This is a genomic window from Curtobacterium sp. MCPF17_050, from assembly GCF_003224435.2.
Lineage (GTDB): Bacteria > Actinomycetota > Actinomycetes > Actinomycetales > Microbacteriaceae > Curtobacterium.
The window spans coordinates 978112-998313 of sequence record NZ_CP126250.1 but is presented as its reverse complement, the minus strand read 5'-3'; the positions used below and the strand labels follow the sequence as shown (position 1 = coordinate 998313).

Here is a 20202-nt window from a genome sequence, read left to right as displayed (position 1 = left end):
CGGGCGGTCAGTCCTCGACGGTGTCGAAGACCGGGCCGGTCGTGCGGGAGCGCTTGAGCTCGAAGAAGCCCGGGTAGCGGGCTGCGGCGACGACACCGTCCCAGAGGTCGAGCGCCTCCTGCCCCTTCGGCGCCGGGGAGATGACCGGCCCGAAGAACGCGACGCCGTCGACGGCGATGACGGGCGTGCCGACGTCCTGGCCGACGCGCTCGATGCCGTTCCGGTGGCTCTGACGCATCGCGGTGTCGGTCTCGTCCGTCCAGGCCGCGTCGGCGAGGTCGGCGTCGAGGTCGAGCTGCTCGAGCACGGCCGGCACGACCTGCGCGGCGTCCTTCTGCTGGCGGTGGTGGATCTGCTCGCCGAGCGCGTCGTAGAGCGGCTTGACGACCTCCTGGCCGTGCCGGGTCTTCGCGGCGGTCACCAGGCGCGCGTACACCTGGTTCCGCTCGAGGGCCTCGCGGTACTCGGCGGGCATGTCCTCCTTGTGCTCGTTGAGGACGAACAGGCTCATCACGTTCCAGGTGACGTCGAGGTCGCGGTGCCGCTCGACCTCCCCCACCCAGCGGCTCGTCATCCATGCCCAGGGGCAGGTCGGGTCGAACCAGAACTCCACAGCAGTCCGGGTCGCAGGGGTCGTCTCCACAGTCGTGTCGGTCACGGATCGCAGCGTACGCCCGCTCGCTAGGCTGGTCCCGAGCCGTCCCACCGGTGCACGACGCCGGCCGGGACCCCGACACGCGGACATCGATCGTCCGCGTCCGCAGCGAAGATGGAGCGTCCGTGCCCGGAGAGAACCTCACCCGAATCGAAGCCCAGGAACGCGCCGGCATCGTCAGCGTGCAGACGTACGACGTCGAGCTCGACCTGACCCGCGGAGCCGAGACCTTCGGCAGCACCACCCGCGTGCGCTTCAGTGCCACGCCCGGCGCCAGCACGTTCATCGACGCCATCACGAAGACCGTGCACTCGGTCACATTGAACGGCACCGCGCTCGACGTCGACGCGGTGAACGACGGCGTCCGCATCCAGCTCGCCGACCTGCAGGAGCAGAACGAACTCGTCGTCGTCGCCGACGCGCTGTACACGAACACCGGAGAAGGCCTGCACCGCTTCGTCGACCCGGTCGACGACGAGGTCTACCTGTACTCGCAGTTCGAGGTGCCGGACAGCCGCCGGATGTTCGCCGTGTTCGAGCAGCCGGACCTCAAGGCCGAGTTCTCCTTCACCGTGACCGCGCCGGCGCGCTGGCAGGTCGTGTCGAACGCCCCGACGCCGGAGCCGCACGTCGACGGCGACCACGCCACGTGGACCTTCCCGCCCACCGCGCGCATCTCGAGCTACATCACCGCGCTCATCGCCGGCCCGTACGAGGTCGTCCGCAGCGAGCTCACCAGCCGCGACGGTCGGACCATCCCGCTCGGCGTCTTCGCGCGCAGGTCGCTGGCCGAGTACCTCGACCCGGACTACGTCTTCGAGACGACCCGGAAGGGCTTCGCGTACTTCGAGGAGAAGTTCGACTTCGCCTACCCGTTCGAGAAGTACGACCAGCTCTTCGTGCCGGAGTTCAATGCCGGCGCGATGGAGAACGCGGGCGCGGTCACCTTCACCGAGACCTACGTCTTCCGCTCGAAGGTCACCGACGCCATCAAGGAGCGCCGGGTCGTCACGATCCTGCACGAGCTCGCGCACATGTGGTTCGGCGACCTCGTCACGATGAAGTGGTGGAACGACCTCTGGCTGAACGAGTCGTTCGCCGAGTGGGCCTCCACCATCGCGACCGCCGAGGCCACCGAGTGGACCGGCGCATGGACGACGTTCCAGGCGATGGAGAAGTCCTGGGCCTACCGCCAGGACCAGCTCCCCTCGACGCACCCGATCGTCGCGACGATCAACGACCTCGAGGACGTCCAGGTCAACTTCGACGGCATCACCTACGCGAAGGGCGGTTCGGTCCTCAAGCAGCTCGTCGCGTGGGTCGGCATCGACGCGTTCTTCGCGGGCGTCGCGGCGTACTTCCGGAAGCACCATCACTCCAACACCGAGCTGAAGGACCTGCTCGTCGAGCTCGAGGCCACCAGCGGCCGCGACCTGTCCGAGTGGTCGCAGCTCTGGCTGGAGACGGCGGGCGTGAACACCCTGCGCCCGGAGATCGAGACCGACGCCGAGGGCGTCATCACCTCGTTCGCCGTCCTGCAGGAGGCGCCGTCGGACCACCCGACGCTGCGACCGCACCGCCTGGCCATCGGCGTGTACGCCTTCACGAACGACCCGTCGGCCCCCTTCGGCGCGGACACGGCCTCGTCCGGCGGCAAGCTCGACCGCGTCCACCGCGTCGAGATCGACGTCGACGGCGCCCGCACCGAGGTCCCCGAGCTGGTCGGCGTGCACCGCGGCGACCTCGTGCTCCTCAACGACGACGACCTGGCGTACGCCAAGATCCGCCTCGACGAGCAGTCGCGGCGCACGGCGATCGAGCACCTGGCGTCGATCGCGGACCCGCTCGCCCGGTCGATCGTCTGGGGTTCCGTCTGGGACGCCACGCGTGACGCCGAGTCCCCCGCCAGCGACTACGTCACCCTCGTGCTCGGCAACATCGCGACCGAGACCGAGTCGACGACGATCCGCACCACGCTGTCGCAGCTGCTCTTGGCGGCGCGCAACTACGTCGCACCGTCGAAGTCGGACGCCACCGTGCGCACCGTCGGCGACACGCTGTGGCAGCTGGCCTCGTCGGCCGAGTCCGGATCGGACGCGCAGTTCCAGTTCGTGAAGTTCTTCGCGCAGATCCCGTCGACGCCCGAGCACGTGGCGACGCTGCAGGGACTGCGTGACGGATCGGTCACACTGCAGGGGCTCGTCGTGGACACGGACCTGCGCTGGGAGCTGCTCGAGGGCCTCGTCCTCGCGGGTGCCGCGGGCAACGACGAGATCGACGCCGAGCTCGCCGCCGACCGGACCGCCTCGGGCGAGCAGGCCGCGGCCCGCGCTCGCGGGACGATCCCCACCGCCGAGGGCAAGCTCGCGGCGTTCTCGTCGCTCGTCGACACGGACGACGCGCCGAACGCCATCGTGCGGCAGACGACCGTCGGGTTCCAGCACGTGAACTCCCCGGTCGTGCTCGAGGGTCTCGTGCAGCGCTACTTCGAGGTCATCACGCGGATCTGGGACGAGCGCAGCTACCACATCGCCGACACGATCGTGACGGGCCTGTACCCGGCACCGCTGGCGTCGACGGAACTGCGTGACGCTGCCCGGGCCTGGCTCGACGCGCACCCGGAGACCCCGGCACTGCGTCGGATCGTCAGCGAGAACCTCGCGGGCACCGAGCGTGCGCTCCGCGTCCAGGCGGCCGACGCCTGATCCCGATGGGAGCAGTGGCGAGGCTCCGGCGTTCCTCCAGGGGCGTCGGAGCCTCGCCGTTTAGCATCGTCCGGACATGACCTCGGCAGCAGACACCACCGACGACGTCTCGAAGTGGGCGTCGAACACGTTCACCCAGTTCGTCGACACCTGGCACGTCCCGATCACGATCCTGATCGTCCTGCTCGCGGCGGTCATCATCCGCCTCGTGCTCCGCCGGACCATCAAGCAGGTCGTCGACCGCATCGTCAACGGCGTCAAGAAGCGGCAGGGCGCTGCGGACACCCAGGCCCTGGTGGCCTCCCCGTTGCAGACCGCCCGCGTCGTGCAGCGCACCCGGACGCTCGGCAGCGTGCTCGAGAACCTCGCGACGGTCGTGGTCGCCGTGATCGCCTTCGCCATCATCATCTCGACCGTGTTCCCGACCGCGGCGGTCGGCATCGTCGGTGGCGCTTCCGTGGTCGCCGCCGGCCTCGCAGTGGGCGCGCAGAGCATCGTCCGCGACATCCTGTCCGGCATCTTCATGATCCTCGAGGACCAGGCCGGCGTCGGTGACGTCGTCGACACCGGCCAGGCCACCGGGGTCGTGGAGTCCGTCGGGCTCCGGGTCATGCAGATCCGCGACGTGAACGGCATCCTCTGGTTCGTGCCGAACGGACAGATCCTCCGCGTCGGCAACCTGTCCCAGGGCTGGTCCCGTGTCCTCGTCGACATCACCGTGCCGTACGACACCGACATCGACGCCGTGCAGGACGCCCTGCTGCACGCCGCGGTCACCATGTCCCAGGAGGCCCGCTGGCGGCAGCGCATCGTCGAGAAACCGGAGATCTGGGGCCTGCAGTCGATCACCGACACCGGCATGGTGTTCCGCCTGGTCGTGAAGACCCGCGCGTCGGAGCTCGACGTCGTCGGACGGGAACTCCGCGTGCGGCTCAAGCGCGGCGTGGACGAACTCGGGGTCACCCTGCCGGCGATGGCCATGATCATGCCGGAGGGGTGGGAGAACGCCACGTCGGTGAACGGCCTCCGTCCCGTCCGCACCGCGCCGGTGCCCACCCCCGCGCCGCGGGCCCGCCGCGGCCGGATGAACATCCTGGGCCGGGCGATCCGGACCGGCGACGACAATGACCCTGAGGACACCCCATGACCGGACCCGCCATCCCCCTCGGTCCCCCCACGGGTGAGCCGGCCCCGGGCGTCCCCGCGCAGCCCGTCACGCTCCGTGTCGGACTCGGCGGGGCTGCGGCGAGCGGTTCCCTGTTCGACCGCATCGGCGGCGCCCCGACCTTCGACCGCCTGGTCCGCCGCTTCTACGAGAGCGTGCAGCAGGACGAGGTGATCTGGCCGATGTACCCGGCAGACGACCTCGACGGCGCGGTCTGGCGGCTCTCGCAGTTCCTCCAGCAGTACTGGGGCGGCCCGTCGACCTACAGCGAGCAGCGCGGCCATCCCCGGCTCCGGATGCGGCACCACCCGTTCCGCATCACCCCCGAGGCACGCGAGCACTGGCTCCAGCACATGCAGGACGCGGTCGAGTCACTCGACCTCGCGCCCCTCGACGAGGCCGAATTGTGGGCGTACCTCGACCGCGCGGCACACGCGATGACGAACGCGTTCGACTGACAGGAGCGGCGGCCACCGACGCGGCGGAACGACGGACGGGAGGCCCGTGGCGACCCTGCCACGGGCCTCCGGTCCGTCCGTCAGGAACTGAGCGTCCAGGCCCGCCGCTTCACGAGCACGTGCCCCCTGGAGGTCGTCAGCCGGCTCCACGGCCCCGTCTCGAACAGCCGGACCGGTTCGGTCCCGAGGAAGCCGAGGCTCTCGGCGGCGAAGCCCGCGCCGGCCGGCAGGTGCTCGACGTCCGGGATCGGCCGACCCCAGACCTCGGAACGGACGCGGCGGACGATGGACTCCCCCGAGCTCGTCGGCACGGAGGCGGCGACCTCGTCGATCCCCTGGCGCGCAGCACGGTGCAGCAGTTCCGCCGACACGTCGGGCAGGGGCACCCAGCCGCCGCGGGGCGGGGAGATCGCAGCCCAGGTCACGGTGTGCACCTCGAGCGGCAGCTCGACCTCGATCGGGGTCGCCCGGGTCGGGTCGGCTGCGTCCGCGTGCTCCACGTCGTTCGCCTCCGCGAGCAGACGCAGGCGCTCCTGGAACGAGCGGAGCGGCACCACGACGTCGATGTGCTCCGGCTGGGTGAGGGCGAACGTGCGCAGACCGAGCACGGTGGGCAGTTCGTCGAGCAGCCCGAGCGGGTAGAGGATCGCCGTGTAGACGGCCAGGACACCGGAGTCGGCGATGAGCCGGACGGACCCGTCCTCGATCCGAGCGGCTCGTCCGAGGTAGGTGCGGAGGTCACCGAGCGAGGCGGCGTCGGGAAGGGTGAACGAGCTGCTCATGTCACCGTCGATCCTAGCCGCGACCGTCCTGACGCTCCCTGGTCCGGCCCTCAGCGAGCTCTGAGCGCGTTCTTGGCACTCTCCGGGTTCGAGTGCTAGAACGGATGGCAGTTGAGTCACGGCGACTCAACCGCGAAGCACTCAGTGAAGGAGTTGATTCAGATGGCCATGACCTTCGATCCGTTCCGCGAGCTGGACCGTCTCGCCGGATCCCTCCTCAGCGGAGCAGCAGCCGGGCCCCGCTCGATGCCGATGGACCTCTACCGCGCCGGCGACCACTACGTGATGGACGTCGACCTGCCCGGAGTCGATCCGGGATCGGTCGACATCGACGTCGACGGATCGGTCCTCACCATCCGGGCCGAGCGCACCCTCGGGGCTCCCGACGGCGCGCAGTGGCTCACGCGGGAACGCCAGCCCGGCTCCTTCGTCCGTCAGCTCACCCTCGGCGACGGCCTCGACGTCGAGCGGATCGCCGCGCACTACGACAACGGCGTGCTGAGCGTCACGATCCCCGTGCAGGAGTCGTCGAAGCCCCGGAAGATCGCCGTCAGCACGAGCGGTGCCGACACCGGTTCCGCGGCCGGCGCGCAGCCGCTCGCGGTCGGTCAGGGTGGCTCCGGCAGCTGAGCCGACGCACCCCGAGGGCGACGGGCCGACCCGCAGCGGGTCGGCCCGTCGCCCCGCCTCCCGATGGCACAGCCGTCGTCCCCGCCCGTCTCGTCTCCCCCTGTCCCGCCCATGCCACACCTCGTCAACGCACTGCTCTCGGTCCTCGTCGTCACCGGACTGCTGGCCGGCCCGAGCCTCCGTCCTCGTCTCGCCCTGTTCCTCGGTGGAACGGGTTCGGTCGTCGCCAACCACCTCGTCTGGCTCGTCGCGCCCGACCTCTGGTCCCGTGCGCTCACCCCGTGGGCGGCCAGCGTGGGTGGAGCGCTCGTCGCGGTGGCGGCGTGGAGTCTGCTCCGGACGTCCCCGACCGCGGCGGGTCTCGTCGACCCGCAGGTGGCGGTCCCCGGGGACGTCGCGGACGACGCCACCGAGCAGGAGGACCAGGCCCCGTCGGGCGTCGGCGCCCACGGTGTCGCGATGGGTGCGCCCGCGCCCTCCTCGGCCACACCGGGACCCGTTCGTAGACTGGCGGCGTGATCCGCGAACCCGACTTCCTCACGACCCTGCGACTCGAGGACACCGGAGCGAGCACCCGGGAGACGATCCTGACCGGTGCCAGCCACTGGTCCCCCGGAGGACGGGTCTTCGGCGGCCAGGTGCTCGCGCAGTGCATCGTCGCGGCGCAGGCCACCATCGAGGGCCGGGACATCCACTCCGTCCACGGCTACTTCCTGCGCCCCGGTGCGATCGACGTCCCGATCACCTTCGGTGTGGAGCGCATCCACGACGGCCGCTCGTTCGCGACCCGACGGGCGCAGGCGTACCAGAACGGTCTCCCGATCTTCTCGATGATCGCGTCCTTTCAGGTGCCGGACGCCGGAGCGGAGCACCAGGACCCGTTCCCGGTGGACGTCCCCGACCCGGAGTCGCTCCCGTCGGCGGCGTCGGTGCTGGGCGCGGTCGACCACCCCACGGCGCAGGCCTGGGCGGAGCGGTCGATCGACCTGCGGCACGTCGACGGTCCGGTCTACTTCGACGTGCAGGGCGCCCGCGTCGCGCACCAGGCGGTCTGGTTCCGGGTCGAGGGCGACCTACCCGACGACCCCGCTCTGCACCGCGCGGTCCTGGCCTACGCGAGCGACCTGTCCCTCCTCGAACCGATCATGCGTCGGCACGGCGTCGCGTGGGGCACCCCGGGCGTGAAGCTCGCGAGCCTCGACCACGCGATGTGGTGGCACCGCGACGGCCGGGCGGACGACTGGGTCCTCTACGCGCAGGAGTCGCCGAGCGCCCAGGGCGGTCGGGGGCTGGCGCTCGGTCGCATGTTCTCCCGCGACGGCCGGCTGCTGGCGACCGTCGCGCAGGAGGGCATGATGCGCCTCCCCGTCGCGTGAAACAGGCCCCGCTCGACGAGCGGGGCCTGTTCTGGTGCAGCGGAGCGGTCAGCGCCGGACCGGGGTCACGGCCGGGAGAACTGCACGGCCGGCTCGATGTACGGCTGGCACGCCGCCCGCTCGGCTTCGGTGAGCCGTCGCGGTCGGTTGGTCGTCGCGTCCACGAGGACGAGCGCCGTGGTGGCGCGCGTGTACAGCTCCGCCGGCTCGTGTCCGACGGGCGACCAGACCTCGTACGAGATGTCCAGGCTGGCCCCGCCGATCCGCCCGATCCACAGCTGGATGTCGAGCGGCCGACGGAAGTACGGCGTCGACGCGAGGTACTCGAGCCGCTGCGCAGCGATGACCGTCATCGTCCCGGAGCCCGGCCGCCCGTCGATCACGGGTTCCGGCGCGGACCCCGACTCGTCGACCTCGTCGGGGTCCGGCGCCCAGAACGCCAGCACGCGCGCTTCCTCGAGCAGCCGGAGCATCGCCGAGTTGTTGACGTGCCCGTAGGCGTCGATGTCGCTCCAGCGGATGCGGACCGGCGCGTGCAGTCTCGCCACGGGGACTAGTCCCGCGTGAGCTTGCGGTACGTCGCGCGGCCGGGCTTCGCGGCGTCGGCCCCGAGGCGCTCGACCTTGTTCTCCTCGTAGGCCTCGAAGTTGCCCTCGAACCAGTACCAGATCGGCGTGCCGTCCTCGTTCAGGCCCTCCCACGCGAGGATGTGCGTCGCGATGCGGTCGAGGAACCACCGGTCGTGCGTGATGACCACGGCACAACCGGGGTACTCGAGGAGGGCGTTCTCGAGGCTGCCGAGGGTCTCGACGTCCAGGTCGTTTGTGGGCTCGTCGAGGAGCAGCAGGTTGCCGCCCTGCTTGAGCGTCAGCGCGAGGTTCAGACGGTTGCGCTCACCGCCGGACAGGATGCCCGCACGCTTCTGCTGGTCCGGGCCCTTGAACCCGAACTGCGACACGTAGGCACGCGACGGGATCTCGGTCTTGCCGACCTGGATGTAGTCGAGGCCGTCGGACACGACCTCCCACAGGTTCTTGTTCGGGTCGATGCCACCGCGGCTCTGGTCGACGTAGGAGATGTCGACCGTCTCGCCGATCTTGAGCTGGCCGCCGTCGAGGGGCTCGAGCCCGACGATCGTCTTGAACAGCGTGGTCTTGCCGACGCCGTTCGGGCCGATGACCCCGACGATGCCGTTCCGCGGCAGCGTGAAGGACAGGTCGCCGATGATGACGCGCTCACCGAACTGCTTGTGGAGGTGCTCGGCGTCGATGACCTGGGACCCGAGGCGCGGACCGACGGGGATCACGATCTCCTCGAAGTCGAGCTTGCGCGTGCGCTCGGCCTCGTTGACCATCTCCTCGTAGCGGGCCAGGCGCGCCTTGGACTTCGCCTGGCGGCCCTTCGCGTTGCTGCGGACCCAGTCGAGCTCGGACGACAGGCGCTTGGCGAGCTTGGCGTCCTTCTTGCCCTGGACCTCGAGTCGGGCGCGCTTCTTCTCGAGGTAGGTCGAGTAGTTGCCCTCGTACGGGTAGAGCCGGCCGCGGTCGACCTCGGCGATCCACTGCGCGACGTGGTCGAGGAAGTACCGGTCGTGGGTCACGGCGAGGACCGCACCGTGGTACTGCTGCAGGTGCTGCTCGAGCCACTGCACGCTCTCGGCGTCGAGGTGGTTGGTGGGCTCGTCGAGCAGGAGCAGGTCGGGCTTCTGGAGCAGGAGCTTGCAGAGCGCGACACGGCGCTTCTCACCACCGGACAGGTGCGTGACGAGCTCGTCCCCCGGGGGGCACTGGAGCGCGGCCATCGCCTGCTCGAGCTGCGAGTCGAGGTCCCACGCGTCGGCCGCGTCGATCTCCTCCTGCAGCGTCCCCATCTCGGCGAGGAGCGCGTCGAAGTCCGCGTCGGGCTCGGCCATCGCGGCCGAGATCTCGTTGAAGCGCGCGAGCTTGCCGTGGATCTCCCCGACACCCTCCTGCACGTTCTCGAGCACCGTCTTGGTCTCGTCGAGTTCGGGCTCCTGCATGAGGATGCCGACGGTGAAGCCCGGGGTCAGCTTCGCCTCGCCGTTGGACGGCTGGTCGAGCCCCGCCATGATCTTCAGGATCGTCGACTTGCCCGCACCGTTCGGTCCGACGACGCCGATCTTGGCGCCGGGGAGGAACGACATCGTGACGTCGTCGAGGATCAGCTTGTCGCCGACCGCCTTGCGGGCGCGGACCATCTGGTAGATGTACTCAGCCATATCGGAGCGAGTCTACCGATCCGACGCGGCCAGCGCTGCCCCGCTCGCGGTGTCGTCGCGGTCGGTGTCGTCGCGGTCGGTGGTGCCCGGGACGCCGTGGCGACGGTCGCGGCGTCATCCGGGCTCCTGCCCCGGGAACAGCTCGTCGGGAGACACGGGGCCGTCGCCGCGCGCCACGGTGTCGTGCACGCCGACCGCGCCGGCGTCGTACGACGCGTCCTCGAGGGGTCCGGCGAGCACGTCGTCACCGTGGTCGCCGTGTCCGCGCACGTGCTCGACGGACTCGGTCGCGTGCGCGACCGGGTCGGCGTCGTGCAGGTCCGCGTCGGGGTCGTCCGGGCCGACCTCGCCCGTCCGGGGGTCGACGTCCGGGCCCGGTGCGGTGGTGGTCTGCACATCGCCGACGTGGCGCGGGACGCGGATCCAGTTGCTGATGCCCCAGGCGAGGTCGTGGCCGAGCGCGTCGGCGTCGATCTCGACGGAGGTGCCGCCCCGCCCGTCGCGCTCCCAGTTCCGGATCCGGACGCGTCCGGTGACGACGATGCGGTCGCCCTTCTTCACGGACTTGTGCACGTTGGCCGCGAGCGACCGGAACGCCGTGACCGTGTACCAGTTCGTGGGGCCGTTGACCCAGCTGGACGTCCTGCGGTCCCAGCGGCGCGACGGCGAGGCGAGACGCATGCTCGTGATGGCGACACCCGTCTCGGTGACGAGGTGTCGGGGTTCGGTGGCGATGATGCCGCAGACCGTGATCGTGTCGTTCATGCACCGATCGTCGATCGGGGCGCCGCTCCGACCGTGGCGCGTCGTCGAACTGTGGACGCGAGGCCCGGATCACGGTCCCTGTGGAGGGAAGGTGATCCGGGCCTCCCGGTCGGGAGCCGCGTCAGCGGCCCCTCGGTCAGTGCGCGTGGAACTCGGGCCGGTCCGCGAGCGGACCCATCGCCTTGTGGACCGCGCCCTTGGCCGACTGGAGCGACGGGTACGTCCCGCCCGGACCGCGTCGTCCGTAGAGCTCGACCCGGAACCCGTCCGCCGCGCGGTGGATCGTGCCCACCGCACCGGCCGGACCGACGGCCACCCAGGTCTCCGTCGTCGTGTCCGGCATCGTGTCGTTCGTCATCGTCCGACCACCTCCTCGTGGCCCCGGCGCCCCTCCGTCAGGACGCCAGGATGTACTGACCGTACGCCTTGCGCACCTTGTTCACCTTGGGCAGCGCGACGGCGAGGCAGTAGCCCTGACCCGGGTTCTTGGCGAAGAAGTCCTGGTGGTACTCCTCGGCGCGGTGGAACGCCCCGAGCGGCTCGAGCGTCGTGACGACCCCGCCGTCCCAGATGTCGGAAGCGCGTTCGATCGCCCGCTCGAACAGCGCACGCTGCTCGTCGTCGGCCGGGAACATCGCGGAGCGGTACTGCGTGCCGACGTCGGCTCCCTGACGGTTCAGCTGCCGCGGGTCGTGGAGGGTGAAGAAGACGTCGAGGACGACGTCCGCCGGGAGGACCGACTCGTCGAAGGTGACGGCGACCGCCTCGGCGTGGCCGGTGGTGCCGGTGCACACCTGCTCGTAGGTCGGGTGCGGGTCGCTGCCGCCGATGTACCCGGACACGACGTCCTGCACGCCCTGGAGCGTGCGGTAGACGGCGTCGAGACACCAGAAGCAACCACCGGCGAGGACGAACGTGGTCATGGGGACCTACCTTCCTGGCTCCGGAGAGCGCGGTACTGGACTGTCCTCCACAACACGGCGGCGCTCGGCGGTGTTCCCCACCCTGTTCCGGCGCCTCCGGCGTGTCGGTGGTCGGTCGTACGGTCGTCCCAGATCACACGACCAGGAGGCCCACATGCAGTCCACGACGGACGCCCGGCTCAGCATCCACTCGCCCCGCCCGACGGCGCGGTCGCGAGGCGACCTCCGCATCCTCGACGTCCGTGACGACCTGAGCCGCGTCACGCGGGCGAACGGGGAGATCGTGGGCTACGTCGACCGCGTCGACGTGGCCGGCGGCACCGCCTACCGCGCACGTCGCTACGTGGCTGCCGAGCGACGGTTCGTCGAGCTCCCGAACGTGTGGAACGCCGAGGACGCGGTCGACACCCTCCGCTGGTGACGGTCGCGCACGGCGGCACCGGGTGGAGCGGATGTCCGCCCCGTCCGCCTGTCGTCCCCGGGACCTGACCGATCCGGAAGTACGGTACGCGCATGCAGTGGTGGAACGACCTGATCGACTGGACCTCGTCCGACACGGGCTGGCGCGTGCTGTCGGGGGCGGTCATCCCCTTCGTCGCGATCATCGTGGCGGGCGTCATCGCGGCGCTGATCGGCCGCGGAGCCGCCAAGCGCGTCGTGGCCCACCAGGAGCGCGAGGCCAGGAACGCGGCCGTCGCCGGCCTCGTCTCGGCGGCGCGGAAGGCAGCCAGCTGGGGGTCGCTCGGTCACGACGAGCGCGCCTACGCGGACCACCTGGCCGAGGACGCCGACATCCGCCTGCGCTTGCTCCCGATCGCCGGAGCACCGGTCGCCGCGGACTGGGCGAAGCACGAGATCGCCGACATCAAGAAGAACTCCTCGACCTTCACCTCCCACGCGGACAACGCCCTCGCCGAGTTCCGCGACCGGATGCTCGAGTGGCAGGCCCGCCCCAACCGGACGCGCAAGCTCTTCAAGAGCGACCTGGAGCGGTGGAAGTTCGACACACCCGACCCGGACGCCGACCTCATCAAGCGGCAGCAGGAGTGGAACGCGGACAAGGTCGACTCCTCCCGGGCTCCCGAGCCGGCACCCACGCCGACGACGACGTCCCTCCGCCCGGCACAGCCCAGCGTGACCCCGTCGGCCCCCGCCGCCTCCGCCCCGGCGAACGGCCAGGACGCGACCGTGCCGATCTCGGACAACGTCACCCGGCCCTACTCCGACGGCGAGACGACCCCGATCCGCCCGTCGCTCGGCTCCCCCGCGTTCCGGGCCGCCACCCCGGCACCGGCCGCCACGACGCCCGGGTGGTCGGCTTCCCGCGATGCGGACAACGACGACGTGGTCGACGACGTCCGCATCGACGCCGCGGGCCGCCCCGGGTCCGCCGACCGATCCCCCGTCCTGCGGGACGAGCAGCGGAACGAGCAGCCCGCACGGAACGACCTGCCCGCCGCTCGCGACGACCGCGCCCCGGCTGGCGATCGTGAGGACCAGGGTGCTGGTACCCAGGGCGACATTGCCGACGCCGGGCCGGGGGCGTCGCACGCGAACCCGGTCAGTGCGAGCGAACTGCGTCGACGCGCGGACACCGACGAGGACTGACCCGTGACAGCATGACGGAGGCCGCCACCCGGACGGGGTGGCGGCCTTCGTCATCGGTGCCCCCGGCAGGAATCGAACCCGCGGCACGGTGGGTAGAAACCACCTGCTCTATCCACTGAGCTACGGAGGCGGACGCCGACGATCTTATTCGGTGCCGGCCAGCAGGCGGTGGACGAACCGCTCGACGTCCCGCTGTGAGCGCAGCCGCACGACGCGGAGGTGTGGAGTCGAGTCGGCGAGCGCCGCCACCCGCTTGCGGGTCTCGTTCCGGGTCGCGATCCCCCACCGGAGGATGTGCTCGCGCCGGGTGACGACCGTCCACAACGGCGGCTCGACATTCCCGTTCCACAGCTCGATGCGCCGGAGCCGTCGTCGGACGGTCCTCCGGAGCAGTCGCCAGAACGCCACCGGCTTCGGGAGGTCCAGCCACACCAGGGTGTCCGCTCGGTCGACGAGGAGCGCCCGCACCGACCGGTACTGCCACTCGGTGATCCATGCCGGTGCGGCCGTGAACGCGTCGACGTCCTGCGCGAAGGTCGGCCGGACCGTCCACCCGGGCCCGTGGTACAGCGCGTCGATCTCGGTGTGTGGAGCACCGACGGCCTGCGCGATGCGTCGGGCGGTGGTGGTCTTGCCGACGCCTGCGGTCCCCGCCACGAGGACGCGTCGAGGCGGCGGGTCGAGGACGTCGTCGGCACCGAGCATCCCTCGACCATAGACGAGGTGTCGAGCCCGGCCCCGGCGATCTGCGGTGCCGGCCCCGACGTGGTGTCGCGCCGTGGCGATGTCGATCGGGACACCCGTCCGCGCGGTGAGAGGGCTCCGCCGGCGGGCACTCCGGGCGCTGCGGCGCCCGGTGGAGCCGGTCGTCACTGGGGTGCGGCCGGTGTCAGTCGAGCGCCTTCGCCACCGCGACGAGGAACTGGTCGCGGGTCGGGACGCCCGCTGACCGGAAGACCTCGGTGCCGTCGTCCCGTCGGACGACGACGGTGGGCGTGGAGCGGATGCCGAGCTCCTCGACGACGTCGGGCTCGGCGGCGGCGTCCCGTTCGGTGACGGCGAGCCCCGGCACGAGTCGGGCGGCGTCGCCGACCACGCGTCGGGCGGCGGCGCACGGCGCGCAGAACGCGGACGTCCAGAGATCGACCTGCATGACGTCCTCCAACGTGTGACGGCTCCGGTGCACTCCCGATCGACCGGTCGGACCGGGACCGGGACCGGCGGGCGGCGGGCGGACCGCGTCCGGCCCCGGCAGCACGCAGCCCCGGCCGTCGCGGACGACCGGGGCTGCTGATGACCGCTACTCGCGGTCGAACTCGCCGCTGCGGTCGCCGCGGTCCTGCAGGTCGTCGACCGGGTCCGACTCGTCGGGCGCGAAGGTGTAGTCGACTGAGATCTGGTCGAGCACCTGGCGCGAGCCCGTGGACTTGTAGGTGAAGGCGGTCTGGAGGCCCTCGACGTCCGCGAACACCGTCACCTCGTCGTCCAGCGCATCGCTCGTGGCCGTGCGGGTGTCCGTGGTCCCGTCGAACGGGCCCCCGTGGAAGATGGCGGTGAACTCGTCGCCCTCGTGGATCGTGATGTCGCTCATGCATCCCTTCTACCAGCGCCGGAGGTGGCACGGTCAGCACGGACGCGGTTGCCAGATCCATAGCCCTGCTATACAGTTTCATGGTGAAACCAAATCGGGACGAGACGCTCGAGACGCTCCTCGTCTCGGTCAACCGGCTCATCCGGTCGGCACTCCAGGCCACGGGGCACACCACGTCCACCGCCGTCTGGCGGACGCTCGGCATCCTCGAGTCCGAGGAAGCCCTCCGGCTCGGCGAACTCGCCACGGCGTCGCGGGTGTCCCAGCCGACCATGACCCGCCTGGTCGCCGGCATGACCGCCGACGGGCTGACCGCCCGGACCGTCGACCCCGACGACTCCCGCGGGCAGCTCATCCAGATCACCGACGTCGGCCGCGAGCGACTCGTCGCCTGGCGAGCCGCCCTCACCAGCACCGTCGGCCCCCTCTTCGAGGACCTGGGCGACGACGACTGGGACGTCCTGCACCACGCATCGGCCCTCATCGCAGCGAGGGCCAGAACGGAGACCACCGCGTGAACGCGCACGCACCCGCCGGGCAGTCCGGCTCGATCCTCAAGCAGTCCTCGGCGGTGTGGGCCATCGCCTTCGCGTGCGTCGTCGCCTTCATGGGCATCGGCCTCGTCGACCCGATCCTCCCCGCGATCGCCGAGTCCCTGCGCGCCACCCCAGCGCAGACCGAGTTGCTCTTCACGAGCTACCTCGCCGTGACCGGCGTCGCGATGTTCTTCACCAGCTGGGTGTCGAGCCGGATCGGGGCGAAGAAGACCCTGATGACCGGGCTCGCCCTCATCGTGCTCTTCTCGGTGCTCGCCGCCGTGTCGAACGACGTCTGGACGATCATCGGCTTCCGCGCCGGATGGGGCCTCGGGAACGCCCTGTTCATCTCCACCGCGCTCGCCACGATCGTCGGTGCCGCCGCCGGTGGCACCGCCTCCGCGATCATCCTGTACGAGGCCGCGCTCGGTCTCGGCATCGCGGTCGGCCCGCTCGTCGGCGGCCTGCTCGGGTCGGTCAGCTGGCGCGGACCGTTCTTCGGCGTGACCACGCTGATGGCCGTCGCGTTCATCGCCATCCTCGTGCTGCTGAAGCCCGGGATGCTCGAGAAGCCGACCCCGACGAAGCTCTCCGCCCCGTTCCGCGCCCTCGGCCGCCCCGCACTCGCAGCCCTCGCCGCGACCGCGCTGTTCTACAACATCGGCTTCTTCGTGCTCCTCGCCTACACGCCGTTCCCCCTCGGGTTCGGGGCGCTCGGCATCGGGTTCACGTTCTTCGGCTGGGGTGTCGGGCTCGCGATCACCTCGGTGTGGGTCGCCCCGATGCTCACCGCGCGCATGCGCCGCACGAGCGTCCTCAAGCTCGCGCTGCCGCTGCTCGCGCTCGACCTGTTCGCCGCGGCCGTCCTCGTGCGGTCGCAGGCCGGGCTCATCGTCTGCGTCGTGATCGGCGGGCTCGTCCTCGGCGTCCTCAACACCGTCCTGACGGAGTCCGTCATGGAGGCGACCGACCTGCCCCGCTCCGTCGCGTCCAGCGCCTACTCCGCCGTCCGCTTCATCGGCGGCGCGATCGCACCGCCCGTCGCGACGCTGCTCGCCGACGCGTACTCGCCGAGTGCCGCCTACGTCTTCGCCGGCGTGTCCGTGGCGATCGCGTTCCTGGTCGTCGTGCTCACCACGAAGGTGCTGCGCCGTGTGGACGACGGGGCCGAGCCCGAGCGCGTCGAAGCCGAGGCGATCTCGGCCGGCGAGATGGCCTAGTCCCGGGGCGTCGGAGCACGGAAGTAGGATCGGGGCATGTCTGCAGGGAATGACCGTCTCGTCTGGATCGACTGTGAGATGACGGGACTCGACGTCGCCGTCGACGAGCTCGTCGAGGTCGCGGTCGTCGTCACGGACTTCGACCTCAACCCGGTGCACCCCGGGTTCGACATCGTGATCAAGCCGGACCAGTCGGCCCTGGACAACATGAACGAATTCGTGACGAACATGCACACGACGTCGGGCCTGATCGAGGAGATCCCGAACGGGGTGCCCCTGGCCGACGCCGAGTACCAGGTGCTCGAGTACATCCTCGCCCACGTCCCCGCCGAGGGCACCGCGCCCCTGGCCGGCAACACGATCGGCACCGACCGCGCGTTCCTGGCGAAGTACATGCCCCGCATCGACAGCCACCTGCACTACCGGAGCGTGGACGTGTCGAGCATCAAGGAGCTCTGCCGTCGCTGGTTCCCGCGCGTGTACTTCAACTCCCCGGCGAAGCACGGCGGGCACCGTGCCCTCGCGGACATCCTCGAGTCGATCCGCGAGCTCGAGTACTACCGCCGTGCCGGCTTCACACCGGAGCCCGGGCCGGCGAGCGACGACGTCAAGGCCATCGCGGCCGAGGTCGTGGCGAAGTGGGAGCCCCGCCTGACCCCGCAGCCGAGCCCGGCACCCGCCGAGTAGCGATCGTGGTCCGGGCAGGCGCTCGGATGTACTACAATCGAGTGGTTGCTCCGGCTCGCCGGACCGACACATGGTGGGTATAGCTCAGCTGGTAGAGCGCCTGGTTGTGGTCCAGGAGGTCGCGGGTTCAAGCCCCGTTACTCACCCCGAGATGAAGGCCCCCGTCCTCGACGGGGGCCTTCTCTGTTCCCGGTGCGCGGCGTCCGTCGACGGCACCGGGGACACGGCGCGGCCATCAGGTGCGACATGTGGAATGTTCTCTGGTCGCATGCCGGTCTGGTTACGGTGGCCAGATGCGTTCTCCCGACCTCCGCTCCGATGTCCAAGGGCTGCGGGCCGTCGCCGTGGCGGTGGTCCTGCTGGACCACGCGTTCGGGTGGCCCAGCGGTGGGTTCCTGGGCGTCGACGTGTTCTTCGTCATCTCGGGTTTCGTCGTCGGGCGCGGGCTGTGCGCCGAGTTGCGCCGGACGGGGACGATCGACCTCGTCGGTTTCGCTCGTCGTCGGGTCAGGAGACTCGCGCCGTCAGCAGTGCTCGTCATCGGGGTCACCCTCCTCGCGAGTGCGGTGGCCCTGCGGGGTGAGCGCCTCGGATCGGTCGCCGTCGACGGCCTGAGCGGGCTCCTCGGCGTCGCGAACTGGCGCTTCGTCCTGACCCGGTCCGGGTACTTCGACCTCACCGGCGAGCCCAGCCCCTTCCGGCACCTCTGGTCCCTGGGCGTGGAGGAACAGTTCTACGTCCTCGCTCCCCTGTTGTTGCTCCTCCTCCGGCGCCGCGGTCGAGCGAGTGTCGTGGTCGGACTGGTGGCGATCGTGTGCGCGTCGATCACCCTCGCGGTCGTCGTGCTCCCCGACGGACCCGACGTCGCGTTCTACTCGACGGCCACACGCGCCTGGCAACTCGCCGTCGGCGTCCTGCTCGCGGTGCTCGAACCGGTCCTGCGCCGTCCCCGCGCCGGCGTCGCCACGGTCTGCGCCGCCGTCGGATGCGGGATGATCGCGGTCGCGGTCGTCTCGGGTACACCGTCGATGGGTGTCCCGGTCCCGCTCGGTGTCCTCCCGACCTGCGGGGCCGCCCTGGTCGTCCTCGGTGGTCGTCACCGGCGCAACGCCGTCTCGCGCGCACTGTCCTCCGACGCGCTGACGGCGGTGGGTCGGCGGAGTTACTCCCTCTACCTCTGGCACTGGCCCGTCCTGGTGCTCCTCCCGACGTTCCTCCCCTGGCCCCCCGCCGTGGCGCTCGCAGTCGCCGTCGTCGCCGCGTGCCTGTCGTACGAGCTGGTGGAACGGCCGTTGCGCCGCCCGCGTTCCGACCGCAGAACCACCCAGCCCGATCACGGAACGGTGCGCCCGGGTCACCCCGTCGCCACCGTCCTGTCCTTGGCACTCATGACCGTCCTCCTCACAGCGGCTGCCGTGACGCGGTACCAGCCCCTCGACGTCCCGGCTGCCGCAGCGGCGGACGCCCCGGGAACCGGCGCATCCGACGGCGAGGAGCGCCCGGACCCGGTGGCTGCTGCCCGCACGGCAGCGGTCGAGGCAGGGCTCGCGCTGCGTCGCTGGCCGGAGGGCCTGACACCGTCGCTCGACACCGTCAGGGGCGGCGGGTACCTCGACGGTCTCGCGGCGGACCCGGCTTCCGCGGAGCTCCTCCGCTGCTCCGACCCGCGTGATCTCCGTCCGGTGGACGAGTGCACGTTCGGCGACGGGGCCCGTACCGTGATGGTGGTCGGGGACTCGACGAGCGAGTTCCTCCTGCCGGCCTTCCGCCGACTCGCCGAGCAGTCGGGATCGGAGTGGAAGCTCGTCGCCGCCGCTCGGTACGGGTGCCCGTTCACGACGCTGGACATCGCACACGGCGACACCGACTGCTCGCCGGAGCGGAAGGAACTCCCCGGTCGCGTGGCCGAGGTCCGTCCGGACGTCCTCGTGGTCGTCAACGTCCTCGGACCGTTGCGCGACGACCGCCGCGCACTCGACGAACGCGAACGCGCGGAGGGCGTCGAACAGCAGATCGATGCCGTACGGTCCGTGATCGGCTCTGCCGTCGTGATTACCCCCAACATCCCGGCACCGACGTGGGACGCCTGTGCCACCGCTGTCCAGGGGCCGTCCGCATGCAACGCCGACCTGTCGCGCTGGCTCCCGTCGATCGCAGCCGACAGCGCAGCTGCTGGACGACACGGCGACCTCTACCTCGACACTCGATCGGTCTGGTGTTCCGCCAACGCGTGTCCAGCGGTCATCAACGGGCATCCGGTGACCTTCGACGGGACCCACGCGACCCGGGAGGCAGCGGCGGACGCAGCTCCGGCGCTGGAACACCTGCTGTCCGAGCGGGGCGTCCTCCCGGGCAGCGAGGGCGCTGCTGCCCGCACCGACGAGGACGGCCCGGAGAGCGCCCCCTCCGCTGCGCCCGGAGCAGGTCCCGGCTGATCGGCTCCCACAGGTCCCCGTGCGACGATCGCTCCCGTGATGGAGATGTCGCCCGAGGACTTCGAGCAGCTCGTGACCGACGAGCTCGACCAGCTGCCGGACGAGATGGTCGACGGCCTGGACAACGTCGTGTTCGTCGTCGAGGACGAACCCGAGGACGGCTCCGACCTGTTCGGCGTGTACGACGGCGTCGCGGCGACCGAGCGCGGGCAGTACGGCTTCGGCGAGCTGCCCGACCGGATCGTCGTCTTCCGGAAGCAGCACCTGGCGGAGTGCGACACGCTCGACGAGCTCAAGGACGAGGTGCACACCACGCTCGTGCACGAGATCGGCCACTTCCACGGCATCGACGACGAGCGGCTGCACGAGCTCGGTTGGGCGTAGGTCCCGGAGGCCCGGGAGACCGCCCGCGTGGCCGCGGCCCCAC

Annotated in this window: 23 protein-coding genes and 2 tRNA genes; 14 read left to right on the top strand and 11 right to left on the bottom strand. The window is 70.9% G+C overall.

Annotation, left to right across the window (positions count from 1 at the left end; all coding sequences use genetic code 11):
• Positions 1-7: 7 nt before the first annotated feature.
• The gene (locus DEJ34_RS04755) at positions 8-658 is read right to left on the bottom strand and encodes a DsbA family protein (protein ID WP_284180705.1); all 651 of its coding nucleotides are present in this window, start codon (positions 656-658) and stop codon (positions 8-10) included.
• A gap of 122 nt (positions 659-780) precedes the next feature.
• On the opposite strand from DEJ34_RS04755, the gene pepN reads away from it, so the two are divergent.
• The 3 genes from pepN (at position 781) to DEJ34_RS04740 (ending at position 4983) form a co-directional block, all read left to right on the top strand.
• Positions 781-3360, top strand: coding sequence for an aminopeptidase N (gene pepN / locus DEJ34_RS04750; RefSeq protein WP_110900657.1), 2580 nt, complete (start codon positions 781-783; stop codon positions 3358-3360).
• A 76-nt stretch (positions 3361-3436) separates the two neighbouring features.
• On the top strand, positions 3437-4507 hold the full coding sequence (locus DEJ34_RS04745; protein WP_110823772.1) for a mechanosensitive ion channel family protein: 1071 nt from the start codon (positions 3437-3439) through the stop codon (positions 4505-4507).
• The gene (locus DEJ34_RS04740) at positions 4504-4983 is read left to right on the top strand and encodes a globin (protein ID WP_284180704.1); all 480 of its coding nucleotides are present in this window, start codon (positions 4504-4506) and stop codon (positions 4981-4983) included. The genes DEJ34_RS04745 and DEJ34_RS04740 overlap by 4 nt, the downstream gene beginning before the upstream one ends.
• 80 nt (positions 4984-5063) lie before the next feature.
• Here DEJ34_RS04740 and DEJ34_RS04735 read toward each other — a convergent pair whose 3' ends face one another.
• Positions 5064-5765 (bottom strand): DUF8185 domain-containing protein, encoded by a 702-nt coding sequence (locus DEJ34_RS04735; protein WP_110900656.1) that lies wholly within the window; start codon positions 5763-5765, stop codon positions 5064-5066.
• Positions 5766-5927: 162 nt separating this feature from the next.
• Between DEJ34_RS04735 and DEJ34_RS04730 the strand changes: the two genes are divergently transcribed.
• The 3 genes from DEJ34_RS04730 (at position 5928) to DEJ34_RS04720 (ending at position 7771) form a co-directional block, all read left to right on the top strand.
• On the top strand, positions 5928-6395 hold the full coding sequence (locus DEJ34_RS04730; RefSeq protein WP_110823769.1) for an Hsp20/alpha crystallin family protein: 468 nt from the start codon (positions 5928-5930) through the stop codon (positions 6393-6395).
• A gap of 111 nt (positions 6396-6506) precedes the next feature.
• On the top strand, positions 6507-6914 hold the full coding sequence (locus tag DEJ34_RS04725) for a hypothetical protein (protein WP_110911952.1): 408 nt from the start codon (positions 6507-6509) through the stop codon (positions 6912-6914).
• Positions 6911-7771, top strand: a complete 861-nt coding sequence (locus tag DEJ34_RS04720) for an acyl-CoA thioesterase (protein ID WP_110890248.1) — start codon at positions 6911-6913, stop codon at positions 7769-7771. The genes DEJ34_RS04725 and DEJ34_RS04720 overlap by 4 nt, the downstream gene beginning before the upstream one ends.
• 65 nt (positions 7772-7836) lie before the next feature.
• Here DEJ34_RS04720 and DEJ34_RS04715 read toward each other — a convergent pair whose 3' ends face one another.
• The 5 genes from DEJ34_RS04715 to msrA all read right to left on the bottom strand — a co-directional run bounded on the left by DEJ34_RS04715 (position 7837) and on the right by msrA (position 11698).
• On the bottom strand, positions 7837-8319 hold the full coding sequence (locus DEJ34_RS04715) for an acyl-CoA thioesterase (RefSeq protein WP_110890249.1): 483 nt from the start codon (positions 8317-8319) through the stop codon (positions 7837-7839).
• Between the two features lie 5 nt (positions 8320-8324).
• Positions 8325-10010: an energy-dependent translational throttle protein EttA gene (gene ettA / locus DEJ34_RS04710; RefSeq protein ID WP_110823765.1), complete on the bottom strand. Its 1686-nt coding sequence runs from the start codon at positions 10008-10010 to the stop codon at positions 8325-8327.
• Positions 10011-10124: 114 nt separating this feature from the next.
• A complete protein-coding gene (locus DEJ34_RS04705) occupies positions 10125-10775 on the bottom strand; it encodes a single-stranded DNA-binding protein (RefSeq protein ID WP_110890250.1) in 651 nt (216 codons plus the stop codon).
• 136 nt (positions 10776-10911) lie between these two features.
• Positions 10912-11133, bottom strand: a complete 222-nt coding sequence (locus DEJ34_RS04700; RefSeq protein WP_258365732.1) for a methyltransferase — start codon at positions 11131-11133, stop codon at positions 10912-10914.
• A 37-nt stretch (positions 11134-11170) separates the two neighbouring features.
• Positions 11171-11698 (bottom strand): peptide-methionine (S)-S-oxide reductase MsrA, encoded by a 528-nt coding sequence (gene msrA, locus DEJ34_RS04695; RefSeq protein ID WP_110911951.1) that lies wholly within the window; start codon positions 11696-11698, stop codon positions 11171-11173.
• 154 nt (positions 11699-11852) lie between these two features.
• Between msrA and DEJ34_RS04690 the strand changes: the two genes are divergently transcribed.
• Both DEJ34_RS04690 and DEJ34_RS04685 read left to right on the top strand, forming a co-directional pair.
• Positions 11853-12119, top strand: a complete 267-nt coding sequence (locus tag DEJ34_RS04690; RefSeq protein WP_110823762.1) for a hypothetical protein — start codon at positions 11853-11855, stop codon at positions 12117-12119.
• A 92-nt stretch (positions 12120-12211) separates the two neighbouring features.
• Positions 12212-13306: a hypothetical protein gene (locus DEJ34_RS04685; RefSeq protein WP_110911950.1), complete on the top strand. Its 1095-nt coding sequence runs from the start codon at positions 12212-12214 to the stop codon at positions 13304-13306.
• A gap of 57 nt (positions 13307-13363) precedes the next feature.
• On the opposite strand, the gene DEJ34_RS04680 is transcribed toward DEJ34_RS04685, so the two are convergent.
• The 4 genes from DEJ34_RS04680 to DEJ34_RS04665 form a co-directional block, all read right to left on the bottom strand.
• Positions 13364-13436, bottom strand: a tRNA-Arg gene (locus DEJ34_RS04680).
• A 14-nt stretch (positions 13437-13450) separates the two neighbouring features.
• On the bottom strand, positions 13451-14011 hold the full coding sequence (locus DEJ34_RS04675) for a P-loop NTPase family protein (RefSeq protein ID WP_110911949.1): 561 nt from the start codon (positions 14009-14011) through the stop codon (positions 13451-13453).
• A gap of 184 nt (positions 14012-14195) precedes the next feature.
• Complete coding sequence (locus DEJ34_RS04670) at positions 14196-14459, bottom strand: thioredoxin family protein (protein WP_110824008.1); 264 nt, start codon at positions 14457-14459, stop codon at positions 14196-14198.
• Positions 14460-14606: 147 nt separating this feature from the next.
• The gene (locus tag DEJ34_RS04665) at positions 14607-14897 is read right to left on the bottom strand and encodes a hypothetical protein (protein ID WP_110823756.1); all 291 of its coding nucleotides are present in this window, start codon (positions 14895-14897) and stop codon (positions 14607-14609) included.
• Between the two features lie 80 nt (positions 14898-14977).
• Between DEJ34_RS04665 and DEJ34_RS04660 the strand changes: the two genes are divergently transcribed.
• The 6 genes from DEJ34_RS04660 to DEJ34_RS04635 all read left to right on the top strand — a co-directional run bounded on the left by DEJ34_RS04660 (position 14978) and on the right by DEJ34_RS04635 (position 20159).
• Positions 14978-15415, top strand: a complete 438-nt coding sequence (locus tag DEJ34_RS04660; protein WP_110911948.1) for a MarR family winged helix-turn-helix transcriptional regulator — start codon at positions 14978-14980, stop codon at positions 15413-15415.
• The gene (locus DEJ34_RS04655) at positions 15412-16653 is read left to right on the top strand and encodes an MFS transporter (RefSeq protein ID WP_110911947.1); all 1242 of its coding nucleotides are present in this window, start codon (positions 15412-15414) and stop codon (positions 16651-16653) included. Before DEJ34_RS04660 ends, DEJ34_RS04655 begins: the two co-directional genes overlap by 4 nt.
• 36 nt (positions 16654-16689) lie before the next feature.
• Positions 16690-17340, top strand: a complete 651-nt coding sequence (gene orn / locus DEJ34_RS04650) for an oligoribonuclease (protein ID WP_110911946.1) — start codon at positions 16690-16692, stop codon at positions 17338-17340.
• Between the two features lie 73 nt (positions 17341-17413).
• Positions 17414-17486, top strand: a tRNA-His gene (locus tag DEJ34_RS04645).
• A gap of 147 nt (positions 17487-17633) precedes the next feature.
• Positions 17634-19775 carry an acyltransferase family protein gene (locus DEJ34_RS04640; RefSeq protein WP_110911945.1) on the top strand — a complete coding sequence of 714 codons (2142 nt, stop codon included), beginning with the start codon at positions 17634-17636 and terminating at the stop codon, positions 19773-19775.
• A gap of 39 nt (positions 19776-19814) precedes the next feature.
• Positions 19815-20159, top strand: a complete 345-nt coding sequence (locus DEJ34_RS04635; RefSeq protein ID WP_110823752.1) for a metallopeptidase family protein — start codon at positions 19815-19817, stop codon at positions 20157-20159.
• Positions 20160-20202 lie beyond the last annotated feature (43 nt).